This is a genomic window from Enterobacter cloacae complex sp. ECL414, from assembly GCF_021869685.1.
In the GTDB taxonomy this organism is placed as follows: domain Bacteria; phylum Pseudomonadota; class Gammaproteobacteria; order Enterobacterales; family Enterobacteriaceae; genus Enterobacter; species Enterobacter kobei.
This window is the reverse complement of sequence record NZ_CP091481.1, coordinates 473031-487596: the sequence shown is the minus strand read 5'-3', so window position 1 is coordinate 487596 and position 14566 is coordinate 473031. Positions and strand designations below refer to the sequence as shown.

The following is a 14566-nucleotide window of genomic DNA, read 5'->3' as shown; positions in this document are numbered from 1 at the left end:
CGATACGTAATAAGTATTAGCAAACATTAAAAACTGTTTTGGCTTCTCTTTATACTTTCCCTGTTTTCACATCCAGGGAATTATGACAATGACGAAACAAAAAGTTGTCGCGGTAACGGCCTGCCCGACAGGCATTGCACACACGTTTATGGCCGCGAATAAAATTATCGCATGGGCTAAAGCGCATAACATTGAGGTAAAGGTCGAAACGCAGGGTAGCGACGGTGTTAAAAATCGCTTAACAAAACAGGATATTGCTTCTGCCACCGCCATTATTCTGGCAACCGACGTCCCCATTCAGGATGCCGAACGTTTTGATGACATACCTCACCTTCAGACACGAACACAAGAGCTGATCAAGCACACCGACCGCTATCTGCGTCAGGCGCTGGCAATGGAAAAAAATGCGACCGCGGTAGCAGATGAAGACGAGGCCGATCTCCGGCGTTCGGCTTACCAGATATTTATTGGCCATATCATGGCGGCCATCAGCTATATGTTACCGGTCGTGGTCATGGGTGGGCTGATGATGGCAACGGCCAAAATTACCGGCCAGTTTATTAACATTGAACATTCGCCGTTCAGCGTGCTGGATAAAGTGGGCTTTATGACCATCAAGTTCATGTATCCGGTCTTCGCCATGTATCTGGCGTTTGCCATTGCCGGAAAACCGGCGCTGATCCCCGGGCTTATCGGCGGCATCATGTCAGACGAAGTCTACAAACGCTTCTTTGATATCGAGGGCTTTATGCCCTCCGGCTTTTTTGGCGCGATTGGGATTGGCTTCTTTGTGGGCTATCTGGTGCGCTGGCTCAACGATTCGATTCATGTCCGCCAGCAGCTCACCACCATTAAAACCATGCTAATCGTCCCGCTGATCACCGGCATTACGCTGGTGATGGTCATGGAATATCTGATTAACCCGATTTTTGGCTCGCTTAATCAGCTGATGGTGGTCTTTTTTACCTCGGCAGGTGACACCGGACGCGGGTTCTATTCCGCAATGATCGCCGCGGGCACCGCTTTCGACCTTGGTGGTCCGGTCAATAAGGCGGCAGGCTCGGTCGCGCTCGGCCTGAATGGCATGAGCGAGACGTTTGATTTAACCGCCCGCGAACTCTCTATCGTGATCCCCTCCATTGGCGTCGGTTTTGCCGCATTCCTCAACGGCCGTTTTGGTCTGCCGGACGTCTTCAGCCGGGAGGAGAAAACCGTTGGCAGCACCTCGTTATTGCTGGGCGTAATCGGGATCTCAGAAGGCGCTATCCCGTTCATCCTGAAAAACCCACGCCTGATCCCGGTGTTCATGACCGGTGCCGTCGCCGGTGCGCTGGTGGCGATTGCACTCGGCGTGAAGCAGACGCTGCCTCTGCCCGCCATCTGGGGCTGGCCGCTGGCGACCAATGTGGCGGGCTATCTGGCGAGCGTCTTTATTGGCGCACTGATTTGCGCCCTGGGCGTGCTTTATGTCAGCCCAAAGAACGTCAGGTGAGGGAAACATCATGAGTCAGATCCACGTTATTGCCCACACGCACTGGGATCAGGAGTGGTATTTCACCCGTCAGGACAGCATGGTGCTGGCGTCATATAACTTTGCGGATGTTATCAACACGCTGGAGCGGGACCCGGCTTATGCCTGCTATCACCTTGACGGGCAGATGGCGGTCGTGGAGGACTTTCTTGCGATCAATCCCGATTATCGCGCCAGGCTGGAAAAGCTGGTCAGAGAAAAAAGGATTTTCGTCGGGCCGTGGTATACCCAGACGGACACCTACAACGTGCATGGCGAATCCATTATCCGCAACCTGAAGTACGGCATCTTCGCCGCCCGAACGCTGGGACATGCGATGCAGGTCGGTTATCTGCCGGATACCTTCGGCCACAATGCGCAGATGCCGACGATTTTGCAGGGCTGCAATATCGATAACATCGTCTTCTGGCGCGGTATCGATCACGACCGGCAGGCCAAACGCAGCCAGTTTATCTGGCGCGCGCCGTCAGGGGCGAGCGTCATCGCCTGCGCGATGGCGCTCGGGTATGGCGCGGCTAAAAATATCACTTCGCAAGCCAGCCATCTGCAGGGGAAAATCTACCCGATGGTCGATTTGCTGCGTTCACGGGCCGGTATCGATGACCTGCTCCTGCCCTGCGGCGGCGATCAGGTCAGCATCGACCCGGCGCTGCCGACTATCCTGCAGGACGCCAGCAAACACTCTCCCAACCAGGACTGGTACACCATCAGTTCGCTGGAGCGTTACGTCGACATCCTGCGCGCGCAGCGTGAGCAGTTTGAATGCTGGGAAGGCGAGCTGAAATCGCCACGCTACACCCGCATCCATAAAACGATCGGCTCCGTGCGTTACGACATTAAAAAGAAAAATGATGAGATTGAGCAGTTTATCCTGCGACAGCTGGAGCCGACGATTGCCATGGCGCGGCATCAGGGGCTACCGGTCAATCTCTCTGTGGTCGATACCCTCTGGAAGACGCTTTTGCGAAGCCACGCCCACGACTCTATCGGCGGCTGTAATAGCGATGCGACCAATCGCGACATTCTGCATCGGCTGGAACAAACCGAGCAGCTGTGTCACAGCCTGTGGAATCTGGTGGTAAAAACGCTGGCCGCCGCCTGTGCTCAGGAAGGGGACCTGCTGATCTTCAATCCGCTGACCACCCCAATGCGGCGCGTGGTTAAAACCACGCTGTATAGCCGGGCTGAACATATCGCGCTGACGTATCAGGGGCAGCCCGTGCGCTTCGACGTCCTGAAAAGAGACATTTTACCCGGCGGAACGGCGATCTCCCTCACTGCCGAAGGCGAGTGTGAAACGCCCCTTCCTCCCTATTTCCGCTGGCACATTGCTGTGCAGACGCCGGTTTTGCCGTCGGTTGGCTATCTCACCGTGAACGTTGAGAATAACCCTGCGCCGTTACGGCAGCCTGAACAGGAAAAGGGCCGCGAAATAGAAAATGCGCATTATCGGCTGATGCTGGACGCCGGAACGCTTACCCTTAAGGACAAACACACGGGCAGATGCATCCCCGCGTTCTTTACCCTCGAAGACTGCGCGGATGCGGGCGACAGCTACGATTTCTCCCCGCTTGCAGGCGATACGCCAACGCGCTGTTCCCATTTCACACTCATTGATTGCCTGAAAACGCCTCTTGTCGAAAAGCTGATTATTGAGGCGACGCTGCTTCTGCCGCCGGATCTCGCCGGACATCAGGATGCAGTCAGAAAACCGTTATGCCTGCGTCTGGCGTGTGAATTGCGCCATGACGATCCGAACCTGTATGTCGACGGTGCGCTGGAAAACAGCCACTGCGATCACCGGCTGCGCTTGCTGATCAACAGCGATATTCACACGCATCACGCTATCGCCTCACAGCCCTTTGCGATCATCCAACGCGAAACGGGGTATGACGATGAAAACTGGCAGGAACGCTATCGCGAGCTGCCCGTGGATATCGAAACCAGCGAGGGCATTATCGCTGTCGCAGAAGAAGGCAAAGCGCTGGTGGTGAATAGCCGCGGCATGAAGGAGTTTCAGATCCTCGGGGACGAACCGGCAGTGATTGCCCTGACGCTGTTTAAGTCAACGGGTGTGCTCGGACGAAACGACCTTGACTGGCGACCGGGTCGGGCATCCGGGATTAATAATACGGTGGTTGAGACCCCCGATGCCCAGTTGCTGAAGCCGTTGCACTTTTCATTCAGCGTCGCGCTGGCCGACAGTGCCGATCATCTGACGCTACGCCAGCTGGAAAATCTCGCGACCGGGCAGCCGTTTACCTATCAACGGCAAACGCTGCACACGCTCGATCATCGCCTTGAGCGCTTTTCGTTGCGCCTGCCCGAACGCCAGCTTCCGGCACACTTCTCGCTGTTGACCCTACCGGAGCCGCTTATTCTGTCTGCCCTGCCCCATGCCCAACAGTCGCATGGCACGGTCATCCGCGTGTTTAACGCTGGCATGCAGCCGGTTCCCGTTCCAGCAGATTTCGTGGGGCTTCCTCAGATCAACTATCTGGAAGAGCCCGTGCAGCCGGTCACGGCGATCCCCCCTTCCGCGACCTGCGATTTTTTGTTAGAGGCTTAATATGAACTTGCTTGCATTGACGCACCCCGATTTGGTTTTTATCAACCCGCCGCACCGTACCCCTGAAGCGCTGATCCGCTGGCTCGCCGAACCGCTCGTCAGGCGAAACGTCATCGGCGATCAAGAGACATTTATCCAGAGCGTTTTACAGCGTGAAAGTGAAGGTCCCACGGCTCTGGGCGAAGCACTTGCCGTTCCACACGGTAAAACCGAGACGGTGCATCAGGCGGCGTTTTGTCTGGCGCTCTTTGACGACCCGATACGCTGGCCGGGGCTGGAGGGGGATGAAGAGGTCAGAATGGTCTTCCTGCTCGCCATTCCCCCTGCAGAAGCAGGCAGCACGCATATGCAGCTGCTCACGACGCTAACCAGCCTGTTGACGGAAGACCGTGTGCGTGAGCAGCTTCTGGCGGCACGCACCCGGGAAGAGGCGCTGTCTGCCCTGAGTACGGAAGAACCGCACATTGAGGATGCGGTGCCCGCGCGTTCCCTTCTCATCCCACTGGTGCTGGGCACTGTCGCTATCGCCGCCTTTTTACAGGCAGGTTTAAGCTGGGTGCGCGGCATCCATTAATCACGTAGCGCTCAGTACAGACCGTGCTGAGCGCTTGTTTTTGTTGAATAATTAATCAGATTTTTCCTTCTGGTCTTTACAATCGCTGAAGCGCCCGCCGTTTGTACTCTCGTCTTTTTACTTTGTTCTGCATCAAATAAATCGCAAACAAGTTTGATGCAAATCACTATATGTAGCACTTAAAATGCTCGCCGACCCAACATGTTGTATTAATCGTCTACTATTCCAACAACAAGACGGCGCTTACGCTGGCCGGAATTGTGGATAACACGAGCCGGGAACGCGGGAAGTCTTTGGCCTGGCGGGGAATGCGCCCGGTGAATACTTCTCCACCTCTGTGGATAAACTGTTTTTAAAAATGGAGTGATCATGACACCGCATGTGATGAAACGTGATGGCTGTAAAGTGCCGTTTAAATCAGAGCGCATCCAGGAAGCCATTCTGCGTGCAGCTAAAGCAGCGGGAGTCGATGACGCAGATTACTGCGCCACCGTCGCAGAAGTCGTTAGCAGCCAGATGAATGAACGCAGCCAGGTTGATATCAACGAGATCCAGACCGCGGTTGAAAATCAGCTGATGGCGGGCCCCTACAAGCAGCTGGCCCGCGCCTACATTGAGTACCGCCACGATCGTGACGTGCAGCGTGAAAAGCGCGGTCGCCTGAACCAGGAGATCCGTGGCCTGGTAGAGCAGACCAACTCTGCCCTGCTCAATGAAAACGCCAACAAAGACAGTAAAGTGATCCCCACCCAGCGCGATCTGCTGGCCGGTATCGTCGCCAAACACTATGCCCGTCAGCACCTGCTGCCGCGCGATGTGGTCTCAGCGCACGAGCGCGGTGAGATCCACTATCACGATCTCGACTATTCACCGTTCTTCCCGATGTTCAACTGTATGCTGATCGACCTGAAAGGCATGCTGACCCACGGGTTTAAAATGGGTAACGCCGAGATTGAACCGCCAAAATCCATCTCCACCGCCACTGCGGTCACGGCACAGATTATCGCCCAGGTCGCCAGCCACATTTACGGCGGCACCACCATTAACCGCATTGACGAAGTGCTGGCCCCGTTTGTGACCGCAAGCTTCAACAAGCACCGCAAAACGGCCGAAGAGTGGCAGATCCCGGACGCCGACGGCTATGCGCACTCGCGCACTGAGAAAGAGTGCTATGACGCGTTCCAGTCGCTGGAGTATGAGGTGAATACCCTGCATACCGCCAACGGCCAGACGCCGTTTGTGACCTTCGGTTTTGGCCTGGGCACCAGCTGGGAATCGCGTTTGATCCAGCAGTCCATCCTGCGCAACCGTATCTCCGGCCTCGGTAAGAACCGCAAAACGGCGGTGTTCCCGAAACTGGTATTCGCCATCCGCGACGGGCTGAACCACAAAGTTGGCGATCCGAATTACGACATCAAACAGCTGGCGCTGGAGTGCGCGAGCAAGCGCATGTACCCGGATATTCTGAACTACGATCAGGTCGTAAAAGTAACCGGGTCATTTAAAACGCCAATGGGTTGCCGCAGCTTCCTCGGCGTATACGAAGATGAAAACGGCGAGCAGATCCACGACGGGCGTAACAACCTCGGCGTCATCAGCCTGAACCTGCCGCGCATCGCGCTGGAGGCCAAAGGCAATGAAGCTGAATTCTGGACACTGCTGGATGAACGCCTGCAGCTGGCGCGCAAGGCGCTGATGACCCGTATCGCCCGCCTTGAAGGGGTCAAAGCCCGCGTGGCGCCTATCCTCTATATGGAAGGGGCCTGCGGCGTGCGCCTGAAAGCGGACGATGACGTCTCTGAGATCTTCAAAAACGGCCGCGCGTCGATTTCGCTGGGCTATATCGGCATCCATGAAACCATTAATGCCCTGTCTGGCGGCACGCATATGTATGACAGCGACGCGCTACGTGAAAAAGGCGTGGCGATTGTTCAGCGCCTGCGCGATGCCGTGGACCAGTGGAAAGAGGAAACCGGCTACGGTTTCAGCCTGTACAGTACCCCAAGCGAGAACCTGTGCGACCGCTTCTGCCGTCTGGACACCGCCGAGTTCGGCATCGTGGAAGGCGTGACCGATAAAGGTTACTACACCAACAGCTTCCACCTCGACGTGGAGAAGAAGGTAAACCCGTACGACAAGATCGACTTTGAAGCGGCGTATCCGCCGATCGCCAACGGCGGCTTCATCTGCTACGGCGAGTACCCGAACATTCAGCACAACCTGAAGGCGCTGGAAGACGTGTGGGATTACAGCTATCAGCATGTGCCATATTACGGCACCAACACGCCCATCGACGAATGCTACGAGTGCGGCTTTACCGGCGAGTTCGAGTGTACCAGCAAAGGCTTTACCTGCCCGAAATGCGGTAACCACGACGCGGCACGCGTGTCGGTAACCCGCCGCGTGTGCGGCTATCTCGGTAGCCCGGATGCGCGTCCGTTTAACGCCGGTAAGCAGGAAGAGGTGAAACGCCGCGTGAAGCATCTGGGGAATGGGCAGATCGGGTAAGTTCTGCGCTGGGTTCTCCCCCTCACCCTACCCCTCTCCCTCAAGGGAGAGGGAACCGATCGAGCATATTGTTGAGCCCGGCTCCGGTTTTCTCCCTCTCCCTGTGGGAGAGGGCCGGGGTGAGGGCATCAGGTTAACGCTATGAATTACCATCAATACTACCCCGTTGATATCGTCAACGGACCCGGCACCCGCTGCACCCTTTTCGTGTCAGGCTGCGTCCACGAGTGCCCGGGTTGCTATAACAAAAGCACCTGGCGCTTAAATTCCGGTATGCCGTTTACCGCGGAAATGGCAGACCGGATCATTAACGATCTCAACGATACGCGCATCAAACGACAGGGAATTTCGCTCTCCGGCGGCGATCCTCTTCACCCGCAAAACGTGCCGGAGATCCTTAATCTGATAAAACGCATTCGCCGCGAGTGCGCAGGAAAGGATATCTGGGTCTGGACGGGTTACAGGCTGGATGAACTGAATGCTGCTCAGATGGAAGTGGTGGAGTTGATTAACGTGCTGGTCGACGGCAAGTTCGTTCAGGATTTAAAAGACCCCGCGCTGATCTGGCGCGGCAGCAGTAACCAGGTTGTGCATCATTTGCGTTAATTAAAAGCGGATATTATTTATCCGCCTTTTTCTCAAAACCGACTCAAACTCTCCATCGCCACCGTTTTAAACTCGGCAAAATCGCCGCAGCTACAGAGCCGCGCCATGGCGCGCTCGCGCAGGAAGGTGACGAAGATATCGTAGATCGCCATCGCCTCTTCATACTCGCTTTTGCTGATGGCGAGCAGGAAAATCACGTGCGCGGTTTCGTCACCCCACGCAATCCCCTGCGGGGCGAGTACGGTGTAGACCACGGTTTTCTGGGCAAGCAGACCGAGGGAGTGCGGAAGCGCAATGCCGTCACCGAGCATGGTGCTGACGATGGCTTCACGTTCAACCACCGACTCCAGAAACGCCGTCCCCACAAACCCCTCCCCTTCAAGCTGTTCGCACAGCTCGCGGAACAGCGTTTGCTGGTCAATCGGCGCGTCGATGATGCGGAAATGGGCGGCGTCGAAGTATTTATCCAGCATCCACGGGCGGGTGCGGTCTACCAGCACCAGCTTGCCAATCTGCTCCAGCTGATAATCAGTCGGAAACGGTGCGATCATCACTACCGGTTTTGCTTTTTCACTGACGCGCGCGGTAGCGATAACAAAGTCCTCGCTGAGCGATTCCACCTGCTCGTACTCGCGCAGCGTGAGCGTGCGCGTGACCTCAATCTGCGGGTATTTACGCTGGAGTACCGCCTCAATCATACGCACCATCGCATTACCGGCGTCACAGACCAGCAGCACGCGCGGCTGGCGCTGGTAGCCAATGTTGTAGTGACGCTCCAGCCCGACGCCAATGTGCAGCACCAGGAAACCAATTTCGTTTTCGCTGATCGCATACGGCGTGTATTTGCCCCAGTTCGATACCGCCGCCAGGGTCATGTCCCAGGCCATCGGGTAGTGCTGCTTGATGTTATCCAGCAGCGGATTGGGGATCATGATTTGATACCGCACGCGGGTGATCATCGTCTTGATGTGCGTGAGCAGATCCGCGTGCAGCTGCGCGTCGCTGAGCAGGTTGTAGTTGTAGTGGGTGTTGATGTAGCGCAGGATGTAGTTCACCAGCGCCTCTTCGTCATCGGCGTTAATGGCGCTTGGGGCGATCTCCTGGATCTGCCGCGCAGCGATGTGCACGCAGAGCCAGTTCTCCTCCGAGGGTGCAAGCGCTTTGCCCGCCAGTTCCTGAATGGCCACGGCAATATCTTTCGCCGCTTCCCGCACGTTCTCCTCCACATCCTCCGCATGGAATTCCGGCAGCGGATAGCCTTCGCTGATGCGTCGCACCGATACCGCGCAGTACAGGCGCAGGAACAACTCCCCTTCGTCCGTCAGGCGAATGTGGTGACGCGTCAGCGCGTCGTGCAGCACTGGCACCATCTTTTCCGCCACGCCCGCATTGAGTGCGACGTCCGTCACCAGCGGGTTCAGGCTGTCCTGCTGCGCCAGCTCCCAGAGCAGATCGGTCAGGCAGGCACGAACCGACATTTCGCTGCCAAACAGCTTCATGCCATGGCGTGGACGGGTTTCCAGCGTCAGGTTATAGCGATGAAAACACTCGCGCACTTCCGCCATGTCGCTTTGCAGCGTGGCGCGGCTGACAAACCACTCGTCCGCCAGGTCCTCCAGCTTAAGCGAAAACGCCGACGTCAGAAAACGCACCACCAGATAATGCACGCGCTCCGCGCCCGTACGGGGAATACGCAGCGCGCGCGGATGGGAGGCCTGGAGCTGCTGATAACGCGCGGCGTCGTCAATTTTAAGCTGATAGCCATTTCCACGGCTCAGAATAAACTGCGCCCCGTGGCTCGCCAGCAGCCCGTTCAGGGCGGTGATGTCAGCACGGACGGTTCGCGTGGAGACCGACAGCCGCTGCGCCAGCTCGTCCTGCGGCAGCGTCTCGTTTTGCAACAGATCGAAAAGTTGCGCTAAACGTTGGTTCGGAAATCGCACGTCGTTGTCCTCTTACGGCTTAGGGTGAAATGACCATCTGGGATGGGCTGCCGACCGGCGTATAGTCTGGCTCGAAGCTCAACTTCCCATCCTGCGCCACGCGAAAACGGGTAATGTTATCGCTGCGCTGGTTCATAACGTACAGCCAGCGTCCTTGTTTATCGAGCGTCAGGGTGCGCGGGTAGTCGCCACGCGTCCACACGTCATCCTGATGCCTCAGCGTGCCTTCTGCTGTTACGGTAAAGTGCCCGATGCTGTTATGCAAACGGTTAGCCACATACAGCTGTTTACCGTCGGCGCTTAACGCCAGCCCGGCAGCAAAACTGGTGCCTTTGTACCCTTTTGGCAGGGCAGAGAGTGTTTTACCCGCTTTCAAGGTGCCGTTGGCATTCACGGTATAATGGGTGAGCGTTGAGGCCTCTTCGTTAATCAGCCACAGGGCATCCCCTTTCGGCGTAAAGACGAAATGGCGAGGTCCGGCCCCTTTCGAGGAGGCGCTGATAAACGGCGGATCGTTGGGGGTCAGCTTTCCGCTTCGATCGTCAAAACGGTACTGATAGATGCGATCTAACCCCAGATCGGTCGAAAACACGTACTTCCCGCTCGGATCGGCGGCGATCATGTGCGCATGAGGACCGTTGTGATCGCTGATAGCAAAACTGCCCTCTACAGCGGCTTCTGGTTTTGCTGCACCCGGTTCGCCCTGATCCTGATGTTTATCCGTGGCATCTCCCAGGCTGCCGTCTGCTTTGACCGGCAAAACGGCAATCGATCCGCTGACGTAGTTGGCCACCAGCAGGTGCTGGCCATTCGGCGTCAGCGAAAGATAAACCGGCCCCGCGCCGCCGGAGGCCACCTGATTCAACTCGCTCAGCTCGCCGTTATCTTCCACCCGCAGCGCCTGCACCACGCCCTGCTCCACTTCGCTTGCCAGATAGAGCGTTTTGCCGTCGTGTGAGACGGCCAACTGCGCGGCGTTCGGCAGTTGGCTCACCAGCGTTTTGTTGCCGAGTGCGCCGGTTTGCGCGTCAACGGTAAAACGGTACAGCCCTTCGCCGTTGGGGTTGTAGGTGCCGACCCAGGCATACTGGGTTTGCGCGACGGCGGCGGTAGCAAGCAAAGAGAGTGAAGCAACAAGCAGGTTACGGGTGTGCATGGTGGCTCCTTTGGGTGTTATGACTTAACCAGTTTCTTCGTCATCTCAAGCAGCGTACGCACATCTTCCGGACGCGTATCACCGCTGGCCTTGTCGATAATCGAGCTATAGATATGCGGGATGATCTTGCTCACGCCCGCGTCGAGGGCGATCTGCAGGATCGCCTCAAAGTTTTCCAGATCGATCCCGCCGGTCGGTTCCAGCCAGAAGTCGTAACGGGCGCAGGCTTCCGCTACCGCCTGGTATTCGTCACGGCACTTAAGGCCGCCCATCGGGAAGTATTTGATCGAGCTGCCGCCAAAATCTTTCAGCAGGGCAATCGCGGTTTCCACCGGGACGATACCGTCCGGTGCCGTGCTGCTCAGCGGACCGGTGGAAATTTTCACCATACCGACGGTGCCGGTCGGTGAGACCAGACCGTTCACCACAGAGTCGTTCTGCCCCAGCAGCGCGCGGCTGGTCGCCACGCCGGTAAAGACCTGGTTGACGTGCTGCGGCTGTACCTGACGGGAGATTTCACTGACCATCGCCGACTGGTTCGGGTCGCCCGCGCCCAGTCCCACGGAAAGCGCGTTATCAATCAGCGCCGCGTACTCGCGCATATCCGCCACTGCGCTTGCCACGTCCGGGTAATTTTTGGAGAGCACGCCCACCAGCACATGGCCTTCCGCCGCCTCGTAAATGGCGCTGGCATTAGCTTTCGAACCTGCCAGCACGTTCAGGCAGACGCGGTCACGATAAAAATTGGGGGTCAGTTTCATGCCTTTTTCTCCTGTCCTAACACTTCGCTAATGCGGCGGTACACGATGTTCAGCTGGTCAGCATTTACGCTGCGCACGTCCGCTTCGATAATCCCTTCGTTGGCCTTGTAGCCACGGAAATAGATGGCGTATTCACCCTGCTTGAGCTTATTCACCAGGTCACCGGTGCCCACGCCGGTGGTCGCTTCGTCAAATTTAATCTCGGTGCGGGCAATATCGCGCCCGGCGCTGTCCCAGACTACGCGCGCGGTGACGCCGTTCAGGGTGTTAAGCGCGTCGATAAACGGCGTCATCTTCGCCACCATCTCGGCACCGCTCTCTTTGGTTGCCGTGAGGTAGTGTTCGATGGCGCAGGTCAGGCCGAGAATGCCCTCTTTACCCACCTTCATCGCGCGGCCAATACCTGCCGTCTGGCGTTTCACCCACTCAATGTACTGGGTTTTGCCGATCACCAGCCCGCTGGTTGGCCCTTCGATCGCCTTCGCACCGCTGTAGATCACCAGATCCGCGCCGGAACGGTAGTAAACATGCAGATCTTCTTCCGCTGCGGCATCGACGATCAGCGGCAGATCGTGTTTACGTGCGACTACTGCCGCCTGCTCGACGCTGAGCATGCTTTTCTGCACGCAGTGGTGAGATTTGATATAGAGGATCGCCGCCGTGCGCGGGGTGATCGCCGCCGCCAGCTGATCGGCGGAACATTCGTTGGCATAGCCCGCTTCGACCAGTTTTCCGCCGCCCAGCGCGACCATGGTGCCCACCGGCGCGCCAAAGTTAACGTTGTGGCCTTTCGGCAGGACAATCTCGTTGTTCGCAATCGGGGTGACGTGCAGGTTTTCCAGCAGCCAGTCGCTGTCTTTGACCAGCACTGCCGCTACGGACTGGGCAATGCCCGCCGACGCGCAGGAGACCACCGTCGCGCCCTCCACATCAAGAAGCTTCGCGATGTATTCCCCGGTTTTGTTGACCAGGTCCTTCATCTCAAAATAGTGATTCATGCCGTCCATTGCCGCCTGCACCACTTCCGGGCGCGGCGTGGAAACGCCCAGCGCCGTCATGCGGCCCGAGGTGTTGATAACTTGCTTTAAGTGGTACTTCTCATAAATCGAAGGCATGTTCCGTGCTCCCTTGTTCGGTCATGTAGCCCTTGCCCGCGCGGATCGCGGCAAGCGGCACCAGAATATGTTCAGCCTGCAGGCTGTCGTTTTCGGCATCCGTCAGCACCGTTGGCTGGCGTTTAATCGTGAACAGCGTCAGGTCGGCGTCAAGGCCGGGCTGGATGCGGCCTTTACGCGTCAGGCGCAGGCCATCCGCGGCGTTGGCGGTGACGCAGTCAATGACCTGCGGCAAAGACATGCCGATGGCGAGAAACTTCGACATCACGCTTGCAAGCGACCCGACCGGGCCGTTAATCCGGTTACGGCAGTAGATATCCGAGCTGATGGTGTGCGGCAAAATGCCCATCGCGATGGCGCGTTTCGCCACCTCAAAGCTGAAGCTCGCCGTACCGTGCCCCACGTCCAGACGCACGCCGCGCTTCAGTGCGGAGGTGATGGAGGCGCGCAGCTCGCCGGAGGGCGTCAAAATACGGTTGGGTTTGCCGTTGTAGCAGTGGGTGATGATGTCGCCGGAACTCAGCAGTTCGGCGATTTCGTCGAGGTTCGGCGGGTTGTTGCCGATATGCACCATCAGCGGCAGATCGCCGTTCTCGCTCTGGATGGCTTTCGCGCGCTCCAGCGGCGTAATGCCGTTTTCACCGACCACGCTGCTGCTCATGCGCGCTTTCAGGCCGACGATAAAATCAGGGTGGCGTTTTACTGCCTGCTTCACGGCATCGGCATCAATATTCGCCATATTGGCCAGTTCGTTCTGGGCAATCAGCCCGACGCGGGAGATGTTCAGCAGGGCAAACACCTCGGTGGCGGCTTTGCGGGTAATTTCATAGAAATCATCCACGTCATCTGCCCCGGTACTGCCGGCATCCACCACGGTGGTGACGCCCGTGGCAATGCCTACGCTGTCCGGCTCGTCGTGATAAATCGGCGAGTTCTGGTAGCAGTGGACGTGAGAGTCAATCCAGCCTGCGCTGACGAACACATCACCGTTCAGCTCAACCGTTTTACGGGCGGGAGCGTCAATGTCACCCAGCGCGGCGATTTTCCCATCCTGAATGGCGATATCGGTCAGGGTATCGTCGGCGAGGCGCGCGCGGCGCAGGAGTAAATCAAACATGGGGTTCTCCTGATAAGGCGGGCGCCTGAGCGCCCGCGGGTATTAAAGGGCGACCGGGAACAGCCAGCCCAAAATCATTGCACCGAGGATGGCGCCACCGGTGATCGGCTTCTGCCAGATGTAGAACAGCAGCGCGCCCACCAGCGAACCGACGCCGATAGGAATAGAGGCGGTCATGGCGCTGAGGATAATCAACGGCCCGAGGAAGCGGCCTGAGGCGTTACCCGCGCCCATCATCACGTCAGCCCCGTAGGTGGAGTTGCTCTGGTTGATGGTGAACTTACGCGCCAGGATGATGACGTAGCCAATCGCCAGGCCAATCACCAGGCCGGTAATCAGCGAGGCAATAAAGTTGGTCACCGGGAACATGATCCCCGCCCCCAACAGCAGCGCCGGCACGCCGAGCCCGACGCCGGTCTGAATCGCACCGCCGATGTCGAGAATACCCACCAGTGAGCCTTCAATGATGCGGGCGAACAGGAAGCTTGCGCCGAATGCCGCCACCGCACCGTAGACCCCGGTATCAATCCCCGCTTTCAGCATCGCCACGAAGGCCACTTCGTTAAACGCGCCGATGCCGTAGAGGTAGTACATGTGCGTCCCGGCGAACACGCCGGAGGAGAGCAGGCCAACGAAGATCGGGAACGACCAGTCGGCATACCAAAAACCTTTATTCTGTTCCATGT

The 14566-nt window shown here is 57.6% G+C and carries 11 protein-coding genes; 5 read left to right on the top strand and 6 right to left on the bottom strand.

Features of this window, described 5'->3' with window-relative positions; all coding sequences use genetic code 11:
• The first annotated feature begins 88 nt into the window (after positions 1-88).
• The 5 genes from L3068_RS02290 to nrdG all read left to right on the top strand — a co-directional run bounded on the left by L3068_RS02290 (position 89) and on the right by nrdG (position 7788).
• The gene (locus tag L3068_RS02290; RefSeq protein ID WP_071922660.1) at positions 89-1492 is read left to right on the top strand and encodes a PTS fructose transporter subunit IIC; all 1404 of its coding nucleotides are present in this window, start codon (positions 89-91) and stop codon (positions 1490-1492) included.
• Between the two features lie 10 nt (positions 1493-1502).
• On the top strand, positions 1503-4100 hold the full coding sequence (locus L3068_RS02285; RefSeq protein ID WP_117581626.1) for a glycoside hydrolase family 38 N-terminal domain-containing protein: 2598 nt from the start codon (positions 1503-1505) through the stop codon (positions 4098-4100).
• Between the two features lies 1 nt (position 4101).
• Positions 4102-4674 carry a PTS sugar transporter subunit IIA gene (locus L3068_RS02280; RefSeq protein WP_014882294.1) on the top strand — a complete coding sequence of 191 codons (573 nt, stop codon included), beginning with the start codon at positions 4102-4104 and terminating at the stop codon, positions 4672-4674.
• 369 nt (positions 4675-5043) lie between these two features.
• Positions 5044-7182 carry an anaerobic ribonucleoside-triphosphate reductase gene (gene nrdD / locus L3068_RS02275; RefSeq protein WP_014882293.1) on the top strand — a complete coding sequence of 713 codons (2139 nt, stop codon included), beginning with the start codon at positions 5044-5046 and terminating at the stop codon, positions 7180-7182.
• 141 nt (positions 7183-7323) lie between these two features.
• Positions 7324-7788 (top strand): anaerobic ribonucleoside-triphosphate reductase-activating protein, encoded by a 465-nt coding sequence (gene nrdG, locus L3068_RS02270; RefSeq protein WP_047027145.1) that lies wholly within the window; start codon positions 7324-7326, stop codon positions 7786-7788.
• Between the two features lie 32 nt (positions 7789-7820).
• Here nrdG and L3068_RS02265 read toward each other — a convergent pair whose 3' ends face one another.
• Genes L3068_RS02265 through L3068_RS02240 form a run of 6 tightly spaced genes read right to left on the bottom strand, consistent with a single transcriptional unit; the run spans position 7821 to position 14564 of the window.
• On the bottom strand, positions 7821-9731 hold the full coding sequence (locus L3068_RS02265) for a BglG family transcription antiterminator (RefSeq protein WP_048997306.1): 1911 nt from the start codon (positions 9729-9731) through the stop codon (positions 7821-7823).
• Between the two features lie 19 nt (positions 9732-9750).
• Positions 9751-10887, bottom strand: a complete 1137-nt coding sequence (locus L3068_RS02260) for a lactonase family protein (protein WP_117581624.1) — start codon at positions 10885-10887, stop codon at positions 9751-9753.
• A gap of 17 nt (positions 10888-10904) precedes the next feature.
• Complete coding sequence (gene dagF, locus L3068_RS02255) at positions 10905-11648, bottom strand: 2-dehydro-3-deoxy-phosphogluconate aldolase (protein WP_023338953.1); 744 nt, start codon at positions 11646-11648, stop codon at positions 10905-10907.
• A complete protein-coding gene (locus L3068_RS02250; protein WP_117581621.1) occupies positions 11645-12763 on the bottom strand; it encodes a DgaE family pyridoxal phosphate-dependent ammonia lyase in 1119 nt (372 codons plus the stop codon). The genes dagF and L3068_RS02250 overlap by 4 nt, the downstream gene beginning before the upstream one ends.
• The gene (locus L3068_RS02245; protein WP_117581619.1) at positions 12747-13880 is read right to left on the bottom strand and encodes an amidohydrolase/deacetylase family metallohydrolase; all 1134 of its coding nucleotides are present in this window, start codon (positions 13878-13880) and stop codon (positions 12747-12749) included. The genes L3068_RS02250 and L3068_RS02245 overlap by 17 nt, the downstream gene beginning before the upstream one ends.
• 42 nt (positions 13881-13922) lie before the next feature.
• On the bottom strand, positions 13923-14564 hold the full coding sequence (locus L3068_RS02240; protein WP_003856081.1) for a DUF4310 family protein: 642 nt from the start codon (positions 14562-14564) through the stop codon (positions 13923-13925).
• Between the last annotated feature and the right edge of the window lie 2 nt (positions 14565-14566).

What these genes read in the sequence shown, in the direction of transcription:
- L3068_RS02250 (WP_117581621.1), bottom strand. Translation starts at nt 12,763, where the DNA reads ATGCCTTCGATTTATGAGAAGTACCACTTAAAGCAAGTTATCAACACC.
- L3068_RS02260 (WP_117581624.1), bottom strand. Translation starts at nt 10,887, where the DNA reads ATGCACACCCGTAACCTGCTTGTTGCTTCACTCTCTTTGCTTGCTACC.
- L3068_RS02245 (WP_117581619.1), bottom strand. Translation starts at nt 13,880, where the DNA reads ATGTTTGATTTACTCCTGCGCCGCGCGCGCCTCGCCGACGATACCCTG.
- L3068_RS02290 (WP_071922660.1), top strand. Translation starts at nt 89, where the DNA reads ATGACGAAACAAAAAGTTGTCGCGGTAACGGCCTGCCCGACAGGCATT.
- L3068_RS02240 (WP_003856081.1), bottom strand. Translation starts at nt 14,564, where the DNA reads ATGGAACAGAATAAAGGTTTTTGGTATGCCGACTGGTCGTTCCCGATC.
- nrdD (WP_014882293.1), top strand. Translation starts at nt 5,044, where the DNA reads ATGACACCGCATGTGATGAAACGTGATGGCTGTAAAGTGCCGTTTAAA.
- L3068_RS02280 (WP_014882294.1), top strand. Translation starts at nt 4,102, where the DNA reads ATGAACTTGCTTGCATTGACGCACCCCGATTTGGTTTTTATCAACCCG.
- dagF (WP_023338953.1), bottom strand. Translation starts at nt 11,648, where the DNA reads ATGAAACTGACCCCCAATTTTTATCGTGACCGCGTCTGCCTGAACGTG.
- nrdG (WP_047027145.1), top strand. Translation starts at nt 7,324, where the DNA reads ATGAATTACCATCAATACTACCCCGTTGATATCGTCAACGGACCCGGC.
- L3068_RS02285 (WP_117581626.1), top strand. Translation starts at nt 1,503, where the DNA reads ATGAGTCAGATCCACGTTATTGCCCACACGCACTGGGATCAGGAGTGG.